14 protein-coding genes are annotated in these 18,088 nt (G+C 39.5%); 8 read left to right on the top strand and 6 right to left on the bottom strand.

Annotation, left to right across the window (positions count from 1 at the left end; all coding sequences use genetic code 11):
- The first annotated feature begins 469 nt into the window (after positions 1-469).
- Positions 470-1,039: a site-specific integrase gene (locus tag H6G79_RS34665; protein ID WP_190594241.1), complete on the top strand. Its 570-nt coding sequence runs from the start codon at positions 470-472 to the stop codon at positions 1,037-1,039.
- A gap of 162 nt (positions 1,040-1,201) precedes the next feature.
- Entirely contained in the window at positions 1,202-1,663 is a 462-nt protein-coding gene (locus tag H6G79_RS34660) for a hypothetical protein (protein WP_190594242.1), read from the top strand.
- A 721-nt stretch (positions 1,664-2,384) separates the two neighbouring features.
- Here H6G79_RS34660 and H6G79_RS34655 read toward each other — a convergent pair.
- Positions 2,385-2,810, bottom strand: a complete 426-nt coding sequence (locus tag H6G79_RS34655) for a hypothetical protein (RefSeq protein WP_190594243.1) — start codon at positions 2,808-2,810, stop codon at positions 2,385-2,387.
- 285 nt (positions 2,811-3,095) lie between these two features.
- Here H6G79_RS34655 and H6G79_RS34650 point away from each other — a divergent pair, with 285 nt between their 5' ends.
- Positions 3,096-3,590 (top strand): MerR family transcriptional regulator, encoded by a 495-nt coding sequence (locus H6G79_RS34650; RefSeq protein WP_190594244.1) that lies wholly within the window; start codon positions 3,096-3,098, stop codon positions 3,588-3,590.
- A 167-nt stretch (positions 3,591-3,757) separates the two neighbouring features.
- Positions 3,758-5,050 carry a hypothetical protein gene (locus tag H6G79_RS34645; protein ID WP_190594245.1) on the top strand — a complete coding sequence of 431 codons (1,293 nt, stop codon included), beginning with the start codon at positions 3,758-3,760 and terminating at the stop codon, positions 5,048-5,050.
- Positions 5,051-6,012: 962 nt separating this feature from the next.
- On the opposite strand, the gene H6G79_RS34640 is transcribed toward H6G79_RS34645, so the two are convergent.
- The 3 genes from H6G79_RS34640 to H6G79_RS34630 are packed head-to-tail and all read right to left on the bottom strand — an operon-like array spanning position 6,013 to position 7,733.
- Complete coding sequence (locus tag H6G79_RS34640; RefSeq protein WP_190594246.1) at positions 6,013-6,459, bottom strand: HNH endonuclease; 447 nt, start codon at positions 6,457-6,459, stop codon at positions 6,013-6,015.
- A 12-nt stretch (positions 6,460-6,471) separates the two neighbouring features.
- On the bottom strand, positions 6,472-6,750 hold the full coding sequence (locus H6G79_RS34635; RefSeq protein WP_190594247.1) for a hypothetical protein: 279 nt from the start codon (positions 6,748-6,750) through the stop codon (positions 6,472-6,474).
- Positions 6,747-7,733: a pentapeptide repeat-containing protein gene (locus H6G79_RS34630; RefSeq protein WP_190594248.1), complete on the bottom strand. Its 987-nt coding sequence runs from the start codon at positions 7,731-7,733 to the stop codon at positions 6,747-6,749. Before H6G79_RS34630 ends, H6G79_RS34635 begins: the two co-directional genes overlap by 4 nt.
- A 198-nt stretch (positions 7,734-7,931) precedes the next feature.
- On the opposite strand from H6G79_RS34630, the gene H6G79_RS34625 reads away from it, so the two are divergent.
- The 4 genes from H6G79_RS34625 to H6G79_RS34610 all read left to right on the top strand — a co-directional run bounded on the left by H6G79_RS34625 (position 7,932) and on the right by H6G79_RS34610 (position 15,693).
- A complete protein-coding gene (locus H6G79_RS34625; protein WP_190594249.1) occupies positions 7,932-8,702 on the top strand; it encodes an AAA family ATPase in 771 nt (256 codons plus the stop codon).
- On the top strand, positions 8,699-9,772 hold the full coding sequence (locus H6G79_RS34620) for a ParB/RepB/Spo0J family partition protein (protein ID WP_396019829.1): 1,074 nt from the start codon (positions 8,699-8,701) through the stop codon (positions 9,770-9,772). Before H6G79_RS34625 ends, H6G79_RS34620 begins: the two co-directional genes overlap by 4 nt.
- An 81-nt stretch (positions 9,773-9,853) precedes the next feature.
- A complete protein-coding gene (locus tag H6G79_RS34615) occupies positions 9,854-12,721 on the top strand; it encodes an ATP-binding protein (protein WP_190594250.1) in 2,868 nt (955 codons plus the stop codon).
- Between the two features lie 278 nt (positions 12,722-12,999).
- Positions 13,000-15,693 (top strand): NACHT domain-containing NTPase, encoded by a 2,694-nt coding sequence (locus tag H6G79_RS34610; protein ID WP_190594251.1) that lies wholly within the window; start codon positions 13,000-13,002, stop codon positions 15,691-15,693.
- A gap of 381 nt (positions 15,694-16,074) precedes the next feature.
- On the opposite strand, the gene H6G79_RS34605 is transcribed toward H6G79_RS34610, so the two are convergent.
- Positions 16,075-17,607, bottom strand: coding sequence for a relaxase/mobilization nuclease domain-containing protein (locus H6G79_RS34605; RefSeq protein WP_190594252.1), 1,533 nt, complete (start codon positions 17,605-17,607; stop codon positions 16,075-16,077).
- A complete protein-coding gene (locus H6G79_RS34600; protein WP_190594253.1) occupies positions 17,582-17,992 on the bottom strand; it encodes a plasmid mobilization protein in 411 nt (136 codons plus the stop codon). Before H6G79_RS34600 ends, H6G79_RS34605 begins: the two co-directional genes overlap by 26 nt.
- Positions 17,993-18,088 lie beyond the last annotated feature (96 nt).

The following is an 18,088-nucleotide window of genomic DNA, read 5'->3' as shown; positions in this document are numbered from 1 at the left end:
AGTACCTTAACCTGTGTCGGTGCTTCAGGCAGTAACCAACTAGCAAATTCTCTTGGGTATTTTTCAGCTAAAACCTTACAAACATTGTCAAAACTCACAATTTACACCCCGTTACACATTTGTTTACAGTTTTACAAGCGTCTACACCATATCTAGACACTGGCGCAGAGAAAAATGATATCGGTTTTGATAGCAACAATTGATCAACCAGGGGTATAGAAGGGGTATAGACAGTTGCGACAGCCCCAACATCAGCGAATCCTATTGGTGTGGATCATACCTGGAAGTGGTCATCGCGTTGCAATCATAAGCAGGTTTAATCAGCCAACGGAATAATGAGGGTTGTACCGGTCGTGCTGTCAGGCTGAATGATAAGTCTGGTTTAAGGGTGTGTCATCGCTCACGATAGAATAGGCTTTTCAGGCGTTTACATTGTGATTGTGCTGGAAGATAATGTAGGCTAGACCCTATGAAAATAAACCGCTTCGGGAGGGCAGAAATCCTCACCTCCGACCAAATCAATCTCCTATTTAACGAGGGGTTTGTCAACCCACGCGATCGCGCTTTGTTTGGCGTGTGCCTTTATGCTGCTTGCCGGATCAATGAAGCTTGCACGTTGGCAGTAAATGACGTGTTTGGCAGCAATGGGGTTAGGGGGGTGTTGGTGTTACGCAGCGTCAACACCAAGGGGAAGCGAGACACCAGAGAAATTCGAGTGCATCCGAAGCTGAAGCAGTATTTAGAAGAGTACAACCCCAACCGCCGCAAGGAGTTTTTGTTTCCGGGGCGGCATGGGTTGGGGCATATCCACAAGGTGAGTGCTGATAAAATTCTCAGAGATACCTGTACGCGGCTGGGTATTGAGGGCGTGAGTACCCACAGCTTTCGGAGGACGGCGTTAACTAGGATGAGCGATGCCGGGATACCGTTGCGCCACATACAGGAGATATCGGGGCATCGGACTTTGGCAGCGTTGGAGCGTTATTTGGGGGTTACTGAAAAGCAGAAGCAGAACGCGATCTCTGCTTTAGATTTTTGAAGAATGTAGGAAAATTAGATGAATACATCTAATAATAATCTCGTCAGTTTTGGGTCTACCAAATCTTTTGATTTTTAATAATTAGTGGTTTTACCCAAGACATATTTTAATTTATTCGTTTTAAATATAAACCAGTAACTTTCTACTTATTTCTTATACTTTATGATGAAGCTATTCATAATTGGTAATACCTCTAGAGAATGGTGGTTAATCGCTCCTGATGAAGAAACCGCTTTTGATTATAGTTTTCAAATTACATCAACAAAACGTAAATGTAATCTTTATAAAAATCTATTTCTAACTGAAAAAATTTATAATTTATTCCAAGCTTTAAGCATTCATGATGAAAGATATAAAAAAATATTAAAATATATACCCTATGAAGATCAAAACGAAAAAGATAAGACAGCGTATTGGATTAAACAAAATTCATATCGAAATAATTACAATTTTTACCTTGAAGAAGCTGAAAAAATGAAATTAGCACCTGAGTACGGTTTGTATAATTTATTAGAGGGGCAAAACATAGGATTTATTACTTGCGAAAAAATAAGAGAATCTCCATCTTATAGATGGTTTTTGACAGGTTATAATCCTGAAATTATTAGACTTATAGCTTGGTAGTCTTAATATAGGTATTTTAAAAACCTATATAAGTAATTTTAAGTAATTTTATTAAGTCTTTTCAAAAGCTTTACATTAAAAGTGAGAGAGAATAACGATGGTTTATTTTTAAAACTATGTCATCTTTGTATTGGAAGGTTTTAGGCTTTTTAGAGTAGCCAACTCTTTAGCCTACAGTTGGTAATTATGATGCAAAAAACTTTCCAAAAACTATTACAAGTTAAAAATGTGGTTCGTAGTGAAATAAACAAACTCCCGAAAAACCAAAGTACTGAGTCAGAAAGATGTATTCTAGGAGTAATTCTAGAAAATATTGAAGACCAGATATTATTACTTAAAGACATGGTATAACTTGTAATTACACTTTAAAAGTGTAAAAACCCCTCTAGCAAAGCATTTAGCTGGAGGGGTTATTTTTTTTAGTAACGGGGTCAAATGAGCATCCGTGCAGAAACTTACGCTAAGGCTGCAACCCTTACTGAATAGGCATTCTGGGATTCGATATTTTTCACAATTCTCGATGTACCAAATAACCTATAGATTATTTGGTGCATCGATTTAGGCGAAAATATGTGATTTGAATCATAAAATGAACTTTTAACTCAAGATATGGATTCAAAGGACAAAATAGAAGGTTCGTGTCACGAGGTGCAACCTTGTATTGAACGAAGATGTTCAGCCTTAGCCAGCCGTACTCAAAGAATTGCTGTTATTTATATTATTAATCGTTTAAAAAACCTATCCGCCTTTTTTTAACTTCAGGTTCATTTTCAATTTTCAAAACTTTGAGAACTAGCTCTACTGATTCTACGTGTACAAGTAGGTTTGAAGGATTACCTGTCAAGTCTTGACCATATAGAATTATCAAATTGGGATTATGATAGCCAATATCTTCAATAAGAATCATTTCTCCTGCTTTATTGCAGAAATAGATTGCTAGATGTTCGTCTTCACTAAGGTTTGCTTGTGTCTCTTTTATATGATATTTCAATCTTTGATAAAAGGTTCTTGCCAAGAAAATCTCGCTAAATTCTTGTAGTACCTCTCTGGTTTGCTCTTGGATAGGTTTAATGCGTGGAATATTCATTTGTGGCAGTCTAATTGCTGAACTGAGAATCTTATTGACATTACGAAACTGATCTGTCATACCCTTTATCCTTTGAAAATATTAAAAACTTTAATTTATAAAATGCACCTTGACCTTCTTGATTAACTCATCAACTAACCTTGAGGTGGGTGTGAATCGTTGCCGTAGCTGTTTCGCTCTCGAATTTACCCTTCTCGGTTGTGTATAAACAATTCAGATTGCTGATTTTTGCCTTTTGTCATAAGAAGTATCACTTATGTGGTACGACTTATACACGCTAACACAACGTTTAACAAAGTGTACGTTGTGTATAATATAAAATATTAAATAATCATTAAACTTTTTATGGAAGGCTTTACTCGGCAAGAAACTATCGCTTTAACAAAAACTACCTCCAGCCGTCTTGCTTATTTAGACCGGACTGAAGTTATCGTGCCTGAGAAGTACGGCAATTCTAAAAAGCCTACAGTGATTTATAGTTGGGAGCAGGTTTTGGAGATTCGAGCTATTAACGACTTAAGGCAAAAGATATCTCTACAGACAGTTAGAAACATTGTCAAATTCCTTGATGACAGTGGTTTTGATATTAGCCTTAGAGATAAGCATTTAGTGGTCGTGGATGATCAAGTTTTCTGGGTAATGCCTGACTGGTCTGATATGCCCCGTGTCATGAAGGTTGCCGACAAGAAAAATAAGGGGTTGGGTCAATTTGTTTTGATTGTTCTACCCCCAATTGCCGACATTATCAAAGGAGTCTGGGAAACTGCTAAAAAATCTAAGATTATCGATTTTGAGAGCTTCAAACGACGTGCCAAGGCTGAACCGTCCAAGGCAGCCTAATAGTTTTTTTAGATATTTGAAAGTCATGATATCAATGTGACTGTGATTTGAACTAGTAAATTTTAGACAGATGCTTGTCTCCATAAAAAAATTACCCCAATCAATTTTTATTTCACTCCCTTTTTGTATATAATCAAACTCATCAAAACACAATGTATTAAATATATATGTTTAGTAAAAAAACTCACTTAACCGATGCTGTCTATGGTATTGCGCGTGATCTTCCTTTAAATTATGTAGAAAGGGAAGAAGTGGATCAGAAACTTCAAGAAAACTTGATCAAAAATAGGCACATTGTTATATATGGTAGTTCAAAACAAGGGAAAACATCTCTACGAAAACGTTGTTTAAAAGCTGAAGAATATATTAATATTCAATGTTCCAATCGTTGGGGGTTAATAGATATTCATTCTGCGATCCTTAAAGCAGCAGGCTACCAAATTACTCAATCAATTAAGAAAACTGCTGCTGGTAACAATAAAATTACAGCTTCCTTTGAAGGTGGGATTAGTTTATTAAACTTCTTCAAAGGTAAAGGAACAGCTTCAGGTGAGGTAGAAAAAACAAAATCTACTGAGATTACATTAGAAAGTTTGGAACTTGATGCAGAAGATGTGAATGATATTATTGCAGCATTAAAAGCAATAAAATTTCAAAAGTATATTGTTTTAGAAGATTTTCATTACCTTTCTACAGAAGCTCAAAAAGACTTTGCTGTTGCTTTAAAAGCATTTCATGAAGCATCTGAATTTTGTTTTATTATTATAGGTGTTTGGCTAGAGGAAAATAGATTAATTGTATATAATGGTGATTTAACAGGGCGTGTAATTGCTATAGATGCCGATAAGTGGACTAATAAAGAACTACGTCAAGTAATTGACGATGGAGCTAAATTACTAAATATTGATTTTCCAGAGCATTTTAAAAACAGTCTTATACGTGAATCTTTTGATAGTGTTTATATAGTTCAAGAAGTTTGTTCTAAAGCTTGTCATGAATCAGGAATTTTTGAAACTCAAGGTCAACATCGTTTAATTGGCAATAATTTATTAGTACACGAATTAATAAAGTCAGTTGTTAATCAACAGAGTGGACGTTATATGTCTTTTATAACTCAATTTTCTGAAGGTTTTCAAGATACACGACTTGAAATGCACAAATGGCTTTTATACCCTGTTTTGACAGCAAATTTAAAAGACTTAGAGCAAGGACTTACTTATGCTCAAATACGTGAAACACTCCAATTACATCATCCACAAAAAAAAGATTTAAACCCTGGTAACTTAACCCAAGCTTTGCAATCTACAGCATCACTTCAAGTTAAAAAAGATATTAAGCCTATAATTCTTGATTATGACCAGACAAATAGACGATTAAATGTTGTAGACAGATGGTTCTTGATTTGGCTTGCTAATCAAAATAGAAATGAGCTTTTATCCGCAGCAGAGCTTTCCGATTAATTTTGTATTTAGTTTACATCTTCTGCAATCCTTTGCGGTTTTGCTTTCCTTACTTCATACATTCCAGGCTGAAAACGATCGCTCCTCCCAATTTGGGGTAAAAGTAGCCAAGGCGAATTTTGCCGCCATGCGTCGTCTGAAAATCATAACCAGACTATGTTTCCGAAAAAAAATTGACTTTTACCTAGAAATTAGGATTTGACATACCAGATCCACTACTTTTATTCGTACCATTTGAACCCCTCTAATTTTTAGAGCCTGAAACCCTTGTGGCTACGTGACAAAAGTCTGTGCCAAATAACTTAGACTTTTATTGGTACAGTCAAAACCAGCTTTTTCTCCGTTTTTTGATGAAAAGAGTGATTTTATTTCTGTAACTCCTTCATGGCAAGCCTTTCAAGCTTTACGTGGCGGCAAAATGTGTCTTGGCTACTTTTACCCCTACTTCGATGGGATTACAGTCTGTCACTTAACAGAATAGCGAGCCGTTAAGCTACCCATTTACCTTTTGGTCTAAGTGTTTCAGCCTGATTTCACTTATCGCGTAAATGACAAAGTTTCATCGACGGTTCATTTACATTAACCCTGTCGGACTTCCCCTCGCCTATCCCCAGTTTGGGCTACCAGGAACAGATACTTTCGTGGTCTGCATTCCATTGGGTTCATTGCTTACTTCCAATGTGACCGGAGTCAGTGACTCTTTTACGTGGGGACGGTGAGACAGACTTCACCGGGAGAGTCGGCTCTCCACTCATTTTGTAAGGATTAAATAAATCCTTTAACACTCAACTTCTACATCGCACCGCTATATCTAGTCCTCAATATAAAAGTAATACTGTTAGGCAAAGACAGGCAAAATGTAGCGCAGAACACAATTTAGATGAGGTTTTGAACTTATTAATTTAGATGTCAGCCATACTTATAAGACTGTAATTAAGCGATGATCTAAGCGTTTTAAATTTTCAGATTTGAATTGGGTCATCTGGTGGTGGATGCCGCCCAATTTCTCTATCAGCAGCACGAATATTCATTATTCTAGGTCTGTTGAATGCTAATTCTGCAACTGTGGCGCGTCCTGTTGCTGTCAAGCCGATAATCAAGAGTGTATCTGTTGACCAAATAAAGTGTTCTCGCCAACTATCAGTGCGAGGATTAAATAAAGGTACTTCTGATAATGAATGTTCATCAAAGGCTTTAAGTTTATCTGATTTTTGGCGATTGCAATGGAAACAAGCCAAAGCTAAATTATCAATTGAATTAGCACCACCTTTGGTAAGAGGAATTACGTGATCTACGGTGAAAGAAACATATTGCCATTGTTCCGATGCGTGACAATATTCGCACAGAAACTTGGCTCGTTGACGTACTTGATTTTGAGTAGCTTCATTGATGTAACGATTTGCAGACAAATTTCTGATTCCCTACAATTCATTTTGGTTTTGAGTTAGAGACGAATTTCTAATCATCCGATTCACCAAACTCAGATAATCGTCTAATTCCTCATATTCATCTAATTCCTTTTCTTCCTCTGAGGGAAGTGGAGATTCTTTTTGCTTAATCAATAATGCTTCAATTCGCCCCTGTACTAAGTTGGAAGCTCGAAAAATCGGCACTCCTTCTACTAGCTCGATGCGGACAGCACCATCTAATGGTAAGCTGTTGGGCAAGTGTGACAATTTCATAGGTAAATTAGTTGTCATGGCATTAACCGGGGAGATAAACCTAGCTGTTCACAGAAATGCTTACTGTACTCTGCGGTTTCCCAATTTTGGGCAGATTTAACTTGTTCTATAGTTAAACCTTTAGCATTCCAAAAATTAGCTCCTTCTATATTGGCGTTATCAAGCTTTGCTCCTTCAAGGTTAGCATTTCCAAACTTTGCTCCTTTCAAATTGGCGCTTTGGAAATTGGCATTTTTAAGAACTGCTCCACGAAAACTAGCCTCGGCAAAATCAGAACCCTCAAGGTTAGCTTCCTGAAGATTAACACCCCAAAGAATTGCTTTTGAGAGTTTAACTTGTTGAAGAGAAACATGAGGGGCAATCAAGTAAGCTCCTACTGCCGCCGCGTTGAAACCTATTGGAAACTTGGTATATTCATCATATAAAACTTCTCTTAGGTCGGTACTTTCCATTTTTGCTTTTAGAAGAGAAGCACCATAAAGTCTAGCTCTATAAAGTTTAGCTTTACTAAGATTAGCTTCCTCAAGTCTTGCTTGTGTAAAATCAACTCCTGTGAGATTAGCTCCTACTAAATCTGCTCCAGTTAAGTCAATACGTTTTAAATCAGAATTTGGAACATCAATATTTCGCAGAGAAACACCATCACTGGCTAATTCTTCCAGAGCCATTTTTCTAGCATAGCTAGTAACTGTACCAGAAGCCGCCGCAGCATCGATGGCTTTCCAGTATTCAAAATGTGTTCTCTTTCTTTCAGTTTGAATCCTTTCTTCTCGGTTTGGAAGTTCAAGTAGAAAAACTGTTACACCTATCAGGACACTTAGTTTACTAAGCGCATCAAGTATTTGGATAAAACCTAACTTTGGAAGCCACTGAGCAATTGATTCAGAAAAAATTAAGGTAATGACTAAGATTATTAAAGCAATGAGCCAAACAGACCAAATAAAAAGTCGCTTTAGCCATAATAATGATTTGACTTTCTGCTTTGGTTGATTGCTTGTCAAGATTATTTAGCCTTTTACTACCTACGTGCTTAATATAACAAGTTGTAGTAGGGTTAAATCTACATACGGTGAAGTTATATAAAAACTGCGGGAATTTCTATCTAAAAAATCAACTTTTTTCATCTGATACACGTAAACTGGAAACTAAAACCGAGTCGGTTGACCAAACTTTAACGTATCTTCTAGGAACAAGAACCAGTGTCAACTACTGACAAGCAATGCCGCATTATTGCCCTGTTTAATCAGGCGGGTGGTGTCGCCAAATCGACACTGACCCAAAACCTGGGATATCACCTAGCGAAACGAGAACACCGCGTTCTTCTCATTGACATAGACCCCCAAGCCTCATTGACCAAATTCATGGGGTTAGTGCCATCTCAGCTACAGAAAACCGTTGCAGATGCCATTATCAACGAGCAGCCCCTACCGATTCATGAGGGCATTCACGGTATGGACTTGGCTCCAGCAAGCAGAGTTCTGAGTGGAGCAGAAATGCAATTAGTTAGTGCTGCCATGCGCGAGTTGCGCCTTAAGGAAGCCGTTGAATCTGTTCTAAATGAATACGACTTCATTCTTATAGATTGTCCCCCCAGCTTAGGATTGCTTTCCTATATCGCCTTAGTCGCCGCCACACACGTACTAGTTCCCGTGGAAACCCATCTCAAAGCCTTTGAAGGAACAGACGAACTCTTACAAACTATCACCCACGTAAAAAATAAAGCCAACCGCAAAATTCAAATAGCCGGGTTTATTCCTACGCGGTATGCAAATCAAAACTCAGCCGATAAACGAGCATTAGCAGCCATACAAGAACAACTTTCGGCTTGGGGTCGGATTTTCCCTGCCATTCCCAGAGCCACCGCTTTTGTCGATGCAACAGAAGAACGTGCGCCCCTAGCAGTGTTTGACGCTAAACATTCTGTGGTGGCTATCCTTGAAGAAATCGCCCTAGCTTTGGAGGCTTTGTGATCCAACGTAAGCAAACTAAGAAAACCTTTGCAGGTCAAATTACAACTCCACCCCCAGCACCTTGGTTAGACTCACCAGATGCAGAAACATCAAGAGCTACTGACACTACTGTCAAGCTTGAAGATATAGTCCTGCCTCAGCACCAGCCCAGACGATACTTTGATCCACAAGCATTAAAAGAATTAGTTGAGTCAGTCAAACAGCATGGCATTCTCCAACCTTTGTTAGTGCGTCCACTAGGAGGAGGGAAATACGAGTTAGTAGCAGGAGAACGACGCTATCGGGCAGGACAAGAAGCAAAACTTGAAGTTGCGCCTGTGGTTGTGCGTGAGCTATCTGATGACCAAGCGTTTCAGTTAGCTTTGATTGAAAACCTACAACGAGAAGACCTTAACCCCGTTGAAGAAACAGAAGGTATCTTGCACCTGTTAGTCATCCGGCTGCATTGCGATGTGGAAGCTGTCAAATCCTTGCTATACCGAATGAAAAACGCTCACAGCAAAGAAGAAAAGCAGCCACCAGACTCATTAGATGAATCTAGGAGAAACGTTTCTCCTAACTCAGAATCAACAGAATCTCTTGATAACATTTCTGACAATTTAGATTCGGAAACAGAATCTAGGAGAAACGTTTCTCCTAAAGTAGATTTGGAGCAATCAAAGACGGTAGAACAGGTATTTGAGAGCCTGGGACTCATGAATTGGCTATCGTTCACCACCAAGCGTTTACCGTTGCTCAATCTGCCCGAAGAAATTTTAATAGCACTGCGAGAAGGCAAGCTGGAATATACCAAAGCCCAAGCCCTGGCACGGATAAAAGATGAGGAACTACGAAAACAACTCTTGTCACAAGCAATAGCTAACGATTGGTCTTTAAGCCAAATCAAAGAACAAATCATCGCCAACACACCTTCTGAAACACCATCATCTAAAACACCTGACCAAGTACCAGAACGGCTAAAAGATATCACCCAGCGCATTAAAAAGCGTCAGCTATGGAAAGAACCTAAAAAGCAAAAACAGCTAGTAAACCTTCTAAATAAGCTAGAAGCCTTACTTGCGGATGAGTGACGGGAAATGAATTTTCAGGTAATCTCTACGAATAGTTGAAAAAATCTGTGAGCAACTTTAGGTGCAAGGGGAGAAACAGAGATGGCTTCAGATTCACAGATTCGAGCATTACTCAAAGCTTGGTTAGATTACATTCACATCGAAAATTTGAGTAATGCCAAAGTAGAACCTGACGACTCGGAACAACCAAACATCTGGGACTCTCTTGTAAATCTGGTAGGCGATAAATTATTAATAGACGAGTCCTTATTTAAAGAACTAAAGCAACCCTTTAAAAGCTCAAAGAATAAAACTCAATCCAAATTACCATCAATTGCTGTAGCTTTCCCGCAGCTTTATATAGTTGAATCGAATCGCCGTCAATTTCGCCCGTTGTTCACCATCAACATTTCTCCTATCTTTGAGGGCAATTATCGTAGTAGCGGATGGGATTTAAAAGAGTATGAATTTCAGCCTATTATTCCAAATTTGATGGAATGGTACGGGCTAGAGGAAGAAGCGGCTGAGTCCCTAGTAACAAAGGAAGGGCTGAAAGTTTTTCTTGAAACTACTTTCAATCGTACCTTTAAGACGCTACAGGATTTTCTGGGGCTGATTGAAATACCGCCGTTTCCGGTGCGGTCAAAACTTCTGCCTTATTTGCTGGATTTTGAATACGCTCCTTTTAATTACAACCTCAAAAAAGATTTTCAAAAAATCAGCGAACAAAATTACTTTCCTTGGGCAAGACCAGGACACCCAGCTTACGAATACCTGTTTGGACAACCAAAAGCACCTCGGCATGAAGTAATTTTTTTGGGTGCTTTTCCCAACTGCCAGCCGGATGACTATCAAGCACAAGCTCTCAAACATTCCCACTCCAAACCTGTTACGGCTGTGATTGGCCCACCAGGGAATGGCAAGACCACACTGTTGTTACATAAGATAGCGCAGCAAGTGGTAAGTCGAGCCGTGGACTTAGCAACAACGGGTGAAGATAAAAGTAACCTAACTTTAGTAACAAGCACTAACAATTTTGCTGTAAAGAACGTTGAGAAAATCTTAGCCAGTAACTTAACCTCTGACCGTTTCTACTTATCAGGAGGGTCAAGGGATTTAGTTGATAGTCAAGTGTTACCTAGTTTGCAAGCTGCACTCGACTGGTTAGCCAAAGAAACGTTTAATGACGATGAATGGTCGTCAGCAAAGCAACAATTGTTAGCAGGTGTTCAACAAATAGAATCTTACAAAAAACAAGACGAAGATGAGCTTCAACAGAAAAGAGTTGATGAACAACTTTTAGAGGAGCTACACCGAGATATACAATCACTTGAGTCGGCAATCAAGACCTTTGAAATTCAGCCATCATCACCATTAGAATATTCACGCGACTACTCTGGATTTCCAGTAGAAGCTTACCAGCAGATAGGGCAACATCTTGACAACGCTCGGCGTTCTTTACCGCAAGAAGATTACAGGCAGACTAAGAGTAAAAACAATAGCTGGTTTATCAAGCTTTTGCAGTTGATTAAACGATTCTGGCACTCGATAACCAAAACCAGCCCTCATCATATTCTCAAACGGTTGCACAAACAAATAGAGATGCCTGTGCTGGCGACGCTGGCCACACCATTTCCCTTTCAAATCCCACTAACAACTGAATCTCTCATAGCAGCAGCGCAAAATGTTGACCAGTTACGTAAAGAGGCTTTGAACTGGCAGCAACAACAAAATACTGTTGATAGCACATCACAGCAGCGAGAGTTATTACAGCAACAACTTACTGACCTTATTATTCACCAAACAGAAGTTGAAAACCGACTTGCTACTTATCCCACCAAAGATTTTTACAGCCGTTTCTACAGTGAATTGCACTCGCAGCAAGTAGAGTTATTTGAATGGGCTTGGCAATTTCAACAGCAAGAAGCTCGGCGACGGAAAGATGAGGTAATAGCTTCCATTAGAACTTACATTGCATTATTAAATGGCGAATGGGAAGCTTACCGTCAGTTAAGCTCAAATTGGAGAAACATTTATCGAGATATCAGCCTGTTATTTCCGGTGTTTCTTTGCACTTTGCACTCCATCCGCAGTTTGTTATTTTATCCCGATAGTGGCTGTATTGACCAAGTAATTGTAGATGAAGCGGGTCAGATTCCACCACATCAGGTTTTTCCTGTTTTAGTGCGGTGTAATCGGGCTTTGATCGTAGGCGATCCACTGCAATTAGAGCCAGTTGTTAATTTGAGCAACCAGAGGAAAGAGGAATATCGTAGTAAATCTTTTCTGGAACAGGGGCTTACAGATGCCGATTATGACCTCTACAGCCCCACTGCTACCACAGTTTATCATCGAGCAGCCGGGGCATCAGGGCAACCACAAGATATTGGTCAGGGCATTATCCTTAAATATCATTACCGTTGTGTTCCGGTGATTGCTGATTTTTGCGATCGCTTGTGCAATTACGGCATGATCATCAAAACTGAACCAAAAGCTTCTCGCTTGGGTGCTAACATGATTGCTTGCAATGTAGAAGGGAAGCTGGAAAACAACATTAATTGGGCAGAAGTTGATGCGGTAGAAGCGTTAATTGAGGAGTTATTAGCGGCGGGTTATTGCTTAAATCCTACTGACTCTGAGAACGAAATTGGTGTAATTTCACCTTACCGCCGTCAGGTAAATGCCCTGACTCAACGTTTACAATCTCGCTGGAAAAATTTCTCGCAGCAAAGCATTGGTACAGTTCACACGTTCCAAGGTGGACAGAAATCAGTGATAATTTTCTCGACTCGCCAATGTCAATCAACTGATAGTCTCTGGTTTATTAATCGGCGGCCTAATTTACTGAATGTGGCTGTTAGCAGAGCGCGAGAAATGTTTATCATGGTGGGGAATTTAGAGCGCATTTCAGAAGGGGGGCATACCAGAGATTTAGTGGAATATATTAAAAAATTTGGGGAGACGCGATAATTTAAATCAACTGCCAATGCCAAAATCTTACACGCACGTAGTTAAGCAATTCGTTTAGGCGAACTGCACTCACGAGGCACTCATAGAAAAATTTGAGAGCCAGAAAACTAAGGAATCAGAAAACCATAAATACAGAAAATCAGATTTCTGGTAAATCAGAAAAACCTAGAGAGCAGAGGATTAGATTAATTTCAATGTCTATGCTAAGTAAGATTTCTATTCTTAATAAACCGCAGAGTGCAGTACATAATGTAATAGCAGGATAAAACAAATACATCATGGTAGCATTAGGCGAATTTACTTTCAGTGTAATCAGTAATTTATTATCCAATGTGATTTCCGAGCGTATTAACTATACTGCACTGCCTTTTTTTCAGCGACGAAAAATTGAAAGACGGATTGAAGATGCTACAGCAGAAGTTATTGAAGCTTTATTACCGTTTCTTACACAAGAGGGAATTTCAGAAGACAAGCAGCGCCGTTTAATTGAAACGTGCATACAGGAACTGCAACCTTTGATTGAGCAAACGGAAATATTGTTTCAAGGCTCTCTTAATGGACAAAAAATTTTTGAAAGTATCTATGTTAACCGTGATCTGCCACAAGTAGTTATTGAGGATGGTTTAAAGGATGTTTACGCACTTTTATATCCTCGTATTGCCACTTTGCTTTGCAAAATACCATCGGCTGTAAAAGATTGGGAGAGTGAAGCTTGGTCTGAAAATTTTCATAGGTTTGATGAAATTACAACAGAATTACGCACACTCTTTAGCAGAGTTGATGAACTGGCAGCGTTACCCTTAAGAAAAGCAGACACAACACTTACAATGCTAAGGCGAATGCTTGCCCAGAGGATTAGATTTGAACTTGACTTTACAGGGTTAAGGGCAGATCGCCCTCTTCTAGGTAAATTTGATGATTTTTTCGTGCATCCAGAGATAAAAGAAGAGGTAAAAAAAGATAGTAATAAAAAACAAGCAATAATTGCAGGAGAACCTGACAAAAGTTTCAATCTGTTTACGCTCAAGAATCGACGGGCAATCATAATTGGTCAGCCGGGTGCTGGAAAATCCATCTGGACAAAATGGTTGCAAAGAGAAGCTTTGAGTACTCGATGGACTGGCATTTGTATTCGAGTTGAACTACGCCGTTTCTCCAATGAACCTCTGCTGTCTCTGCATCAACTAATTAAGGAAGCAGGAGGTCAACATTTGGCAGAGGAACTTACACCAGATCACATTAGTGAATGGCTTAAGACAGAGCAGGTAGTTTTCATTCTTGATGGTTTCGATGAAATCCACCCCAATGAACGAGACAACGTTTATAACTGGATTGTAGAGTTAAGCACAGCAGTGCATCGCTGCCCCTTCATTATAACTTCTCGTCCCTTAACAACCGATCATTTGGAGCGTTTAAGCACAAGCTGGCAGTTTTGGAATGTAGAAGCATTCGATACAGAGAGAATTATTGACTACATACAAAGGTGGTATACACACACGAAAACTCTATTGGAAAGTAATCACAAAGTTGATGCTACAAGTCTCGCTGAAAGTTGGCGTAGAGATCCCACAATTGAACCACTTACAGGTAATCCACTTTTACTTTCAACTTTATTAATGGTTCATCATCTAGATGGTAGCCTTCCTACTGGGCGCTCACAGCTTTACCGAAGATATATCGAGGGGATGCTAGGTTTATGGGATGAGCGTCGCAAGGTAGCAGCAACAGTCATTCAACTCTCTTTGCCAGAAAAGCGGCAAATTATGCGAGGATTTGCCTTACAAATGTTTCTTCAAGGCAAGGATCAACTTGATGAACCTGCTGCATTAAAGTTAGTACAAAATTTACTCCAAAGAATAAATATCTCTATATCTGAAAAGGATGTTCTTGCAGGACTTAGAGAGCGAACTGGGCTGATTATTGGCCCTGGAATTTATAGCTTTGTACACAAAAGCGTCATGGAATACTTAGTTGCAGAATCAGTATTAGAGGGAGATCAGCGAGATGAATCTGGAAGAAGAATAGACCGTTTCTGTTTGTTTGAAAATCGTGAAGATGACCGATGGAATACAGTAACTTTTCTTTGGTCTGGAATTGCACCAATTAGCGATGTCGAAACATTAGTTGATGAGTGCATTAAAACCAAAACATGGGATTTGGCTTATGGCATTGTTAATGATCAATATGAAAGATTCTTATTAGAAATTCGTCGGAAATTTTTGTTAAAGATTATTAATTATAAACAGAATTCTTCAAAAATTTTCCAAGGTGATGTTTATTGTGCATATTCACATCCGTATAGAATAGAAAATCCACTTGAATTGCCAACATTTGATTTACGAAGTATATCTAGTTATGAAAAATTTCATTCGCTTATAATGCGTGCTGTAGAGGATAAAACTCTTAGGTGGTCAGATAGTGCTAATGCCAGTTTAGAAGGTAGAAATCTTCTATGGCTGAGTTGTGTCATAACACCAGAAAGTATGGATGAGTGGAAGACTTCTTTAATGGCTCCATGCCCCAATAAGTCTTTATTATTAAACTGGCAATTTTTGATTGCAGAGTGGGTATTCTACAAAACTCTAATAAATAAAGATTTACCAGAGCTAAGGTTAGTTATAAAAACATATAACGATGCTTGCCCCTATGCTCGTGGCTTAGTACCAATTGCACTTATATCTGCTGGTTTAAGCATAATTCTCAATATATCTAGAAATAAAAACTATAATTATGAAATTCTAGAAAAAATTCTAAATATTTTGCCAAATAGTAATAATGGAGAAATAATACAGGACTGGCTAGATGGAACTTCTACATGGGAAATATTTTCTAGAGACGAGCCTACAGATCTTTTAAAAACTTTCACTATAAAAGTAAAAGAATTAGTCAACAAGGGTGTACTCAAGGAGGATACAGTTTATGAAAATGCAATTGAATTTATTGAAAAATTAAAGCAATCTAGGAGAAATTGAGCAAAATTTTTGAATTTTGCTACCAGTGTTTGTCATTGTAATTTGAATCATAAAATATTGCATAGTAGTTGTATCTAAAAACTTTATAAATAGCGTCTTTTAGCCCAGCAATTAAACTTCCTCTTATTTGCTTTCTTACTTAGGGATATGACCAAAATTAAAAATCTAATTATCATTTTGAGGCATTAATTTTCATCTATACTTTAACTCCAAAGTGATTTAGTTTCGCAGATTTAAGAACTTGTTGCGGATCATGCGGCAACGCGGAGTCTTCGGGGCGGGCTTGCGGGACTTGTCAGCCCAACGATTGATCACTCTGCCCGTCCCGAAGACCGCATGAGTCGAGCGATAGCGGCAACGAGTTCGTCGGCGCAACACGACTCACCGACTAAAACCCCTAGACCGTTGTTTCTGCTGTTCGATTTCTTTCTGCTTGGCTTCAATCAAAATCTCATTCCAAGTCCGCCCAGACGGTGCAACTCTTTTAGCCTGCGGCAGAATTTTTTGAATGACTTGGGCTGTTTCGTTGCCTTGTTCATCGTTATTAAATGCTAAAGCAATTCTGCTCACATTCTTGAGCAATTCAAGGGGCAACGAGTTCGGGTCATCCACTGCCATGTACATTGTTCTGACTGGTGGTTGTCCTTTGTGTGCATCCCTATCAATATGTGCAATTGAGAGTGCCTCAATTGGGGAATCGCACAAGATAACTCTCTCTATTTTATCGTCAACCTCTCCACCCAATTTTAAGTGAAACCACCCCTGTGAGCGATCGCTGTTTTCAGGGTACTTTATACACCGATTGTCAAGGCGTGTGGTATCCCAAAGCAGTGCGCCTGACTTTTCACCGTTCAGATCGCGCTTAATAAAGACAACATTTTCCTGCTGGTCTACGTAACCTAACCCCTGGCGTTGTAATGGCTCTACAAGGTAATTAGTTAAACCTCGTTTTTGAGTGAGGTAATTTTGCAATACTGGGCGCAGGCTTTCATCTTCTGGTGGTGGCGTGAATTGGGGTTGAGTGTGTTTAAGTTCAATTTCTTGAAGAAACTTTTCTGCCTGCTCAATTGGCAGTGGAACAGAAGGAATCAACAGAATTACGTTAATGCGCTCATCATCACGTTCTGGCTGGTAGTCAACACCACGATGTTTTTGCAAACCAGGGAAGGTATAAGCTGCACCTAACTGTGTGCCACTAAAAGCAACCCCATCTTTCTGGTATGAGATACCTTTTGACTTCCCATTCCTGGTAAATCCTGTCCTTACACTAATACCAGCTTGCTGCAACCGCACAATCAATTCAGGCATCTGAGGATTGTCAACAGATGCGCGGTCAATTGTCTGCTGAATTGACTCTTTAACACTGGTTTCTGGTGGAGTATCACGCCTACCTTGCGAATATTCTTCTTGCTCTCGCTGAATGCGCCGAAATTGTCCTGTACTTTGGGTGCGATTCAGTTTTTCTCTGCTGCCCTGGACTTGCACTAAATCGTAGTCAATTTCAATCTGCCGTAGCACTTTCTCAGAGCGCACATAATCCCAGGAATCATCGACCAGTAAACCTGTATCCATTCTGATTCTGCTGGCGGCAATGTGGACATGATCATCATCGGTGTTTTCGTGGCGAAAGATGGCATATTGATTAACATCAAAACCCATTTCTTTCATGTAGCGATTGCCAATTTCACACCATTTATCTTCAGAGATTACGTCATCCTTGGCTGCTGACAATGAGACATGATAAACTACACGCTCGGCATCTGGGTTTAATTGTCGAGACAGTCGAAATTCACTAGCTAATTCTCTGGGATTTCTGCCACTCATGTTACCGCCAATCAGCTTGGCATTTTCGCTGTTGTGCAAATAATCCAACAGCTTGCGAAAGCCTCTACCCTTCGTCTGCTTCCCAATCATCTTCATCCTCCTCCTCTTCCCAGTCGTCCGATTCGGTGTCAACTTGTGCAATGTCTCGTCTGCACTGGTGTAGTAGTTCTAAAAGTTCTTCTAACAGTTCTGGGTTGGCTGGTGGAGTACGCCCCATTTTTATAGCTGTGTTTGTGGCTTTGACAAGCTGGTTTAAGTTATTCCCGATTTGTCCTAATTCCCAATATGCTTTTAGGCTAACTTTACTTAGTCGTTTCGGCAGTGGTCGCAGCAATCCATTACGCCTCATCAGTTCACTCGCTGACATTCCCGCATCTGCTGATTTCAACCGCAGCAAGTCCAGTTCAATCTCACTCAGTCTCAGCGAGAAGAGGTGCTTCCTGACAAGTCTTTTTGACTGCTTGCGATTGACCATTTTTCGGCACAACACGAGGGGGGTTTTTTAAGGGGGTACTCCCCCTTGAACAAGCCGTCGTCCGAGCGCAGCGAGGTAAAGCGTCAGCTTTAAGAC

The organism is Anabaena sp. FACHB-83, assembly GCF_014697485.1.
In the GTDB taxonomy this organism is placed as follows: Bacteria; Cyanobacteriota; Cyanobacteriia; order Cyanobacteriales; family Nostocaceae; genus Nostoc_B.
This window is presented reverse-complemented; position numbering and strand designations above follow the sequence as displayed.

What these genes read in the sequence shown, in the direction of transcription:
- H6G79_RS34600 (WP_190594253.1), bottom strand. Translation starts at nt 17,992, where the DNA reads ATGGTCAATCGCAAGCAGTCAAAAAGACTTGTCAGGAAGCACCTCTTC.
- H6G79_RS34615 (WP_190594250.1), top strand. Translation starts at nt 9,854, where the DNA reads ATGGCTTCAGATTCACAGATTCGAGCATTACTCAAAGCTTGGTTAGAT.
- H6G79_RS34665 (WP_190594241.1), top strand. Translation starts at nt 470, where the DNA reads ATGAAAATAAACCGCTTCGGGAGGGCAGAAATCCTCACCTCCGACCAA.
- H6G79_RS34610 (WP_190594251.1), top strand. Translation starts at nt 13,000, where the DNA reads ATGGTAGCATTAGGCGAATTTACTTTCAGTGTAATCAGTAATTTATTA.
- H6G79_RS34660 (WP_190594242.1), top strand. Translation starts at nt 1,202, where the DNA reads ATGATGAAGCTATTCATAATTGGTAATACCTCTAGAGAATGGTGGTTA.
- H6G79_RS34645 (WP_190594245.1), top strand. Translation starts at nt 3,758, where the DNA reads ATGTTTAGTAAAAAAACTCACTTAACCGATGCTGTCTATGGTATTGCG.
- H6G79_RS34655 (WP_190594243.1), bottom strand. Translation starts at nt 2,810, where the DNA reads ATGACAGATCAGTTTCGTAATGTCAATAAGATTCTCAGTTCAGCAATT.
- H6G79_RS34650 (WP_190594244.1), top strand. Translation starts at nt 3,096, where the DNA reads ATGGAAGGCTTTACTCGGCAAGAAACTATCGCTTTAACAAAAACTACC.
- H6G79_RS34605 (WP_190594252.1), bottom strand. Translation starts at nt 17,607, where the DNA reads ATGATTGGGAAGCAGACGAAGGGTAGAGGCTTTCGCAAGCTGTTGGAT.
- H6G79_RS34635 (WP_190594247.1), bottom strand. Translation starts at nt 6,750, where the DNA reads ATGACAACTAATTTACCTATGAAATTGTCACACTTGCCCAACAGCTTA.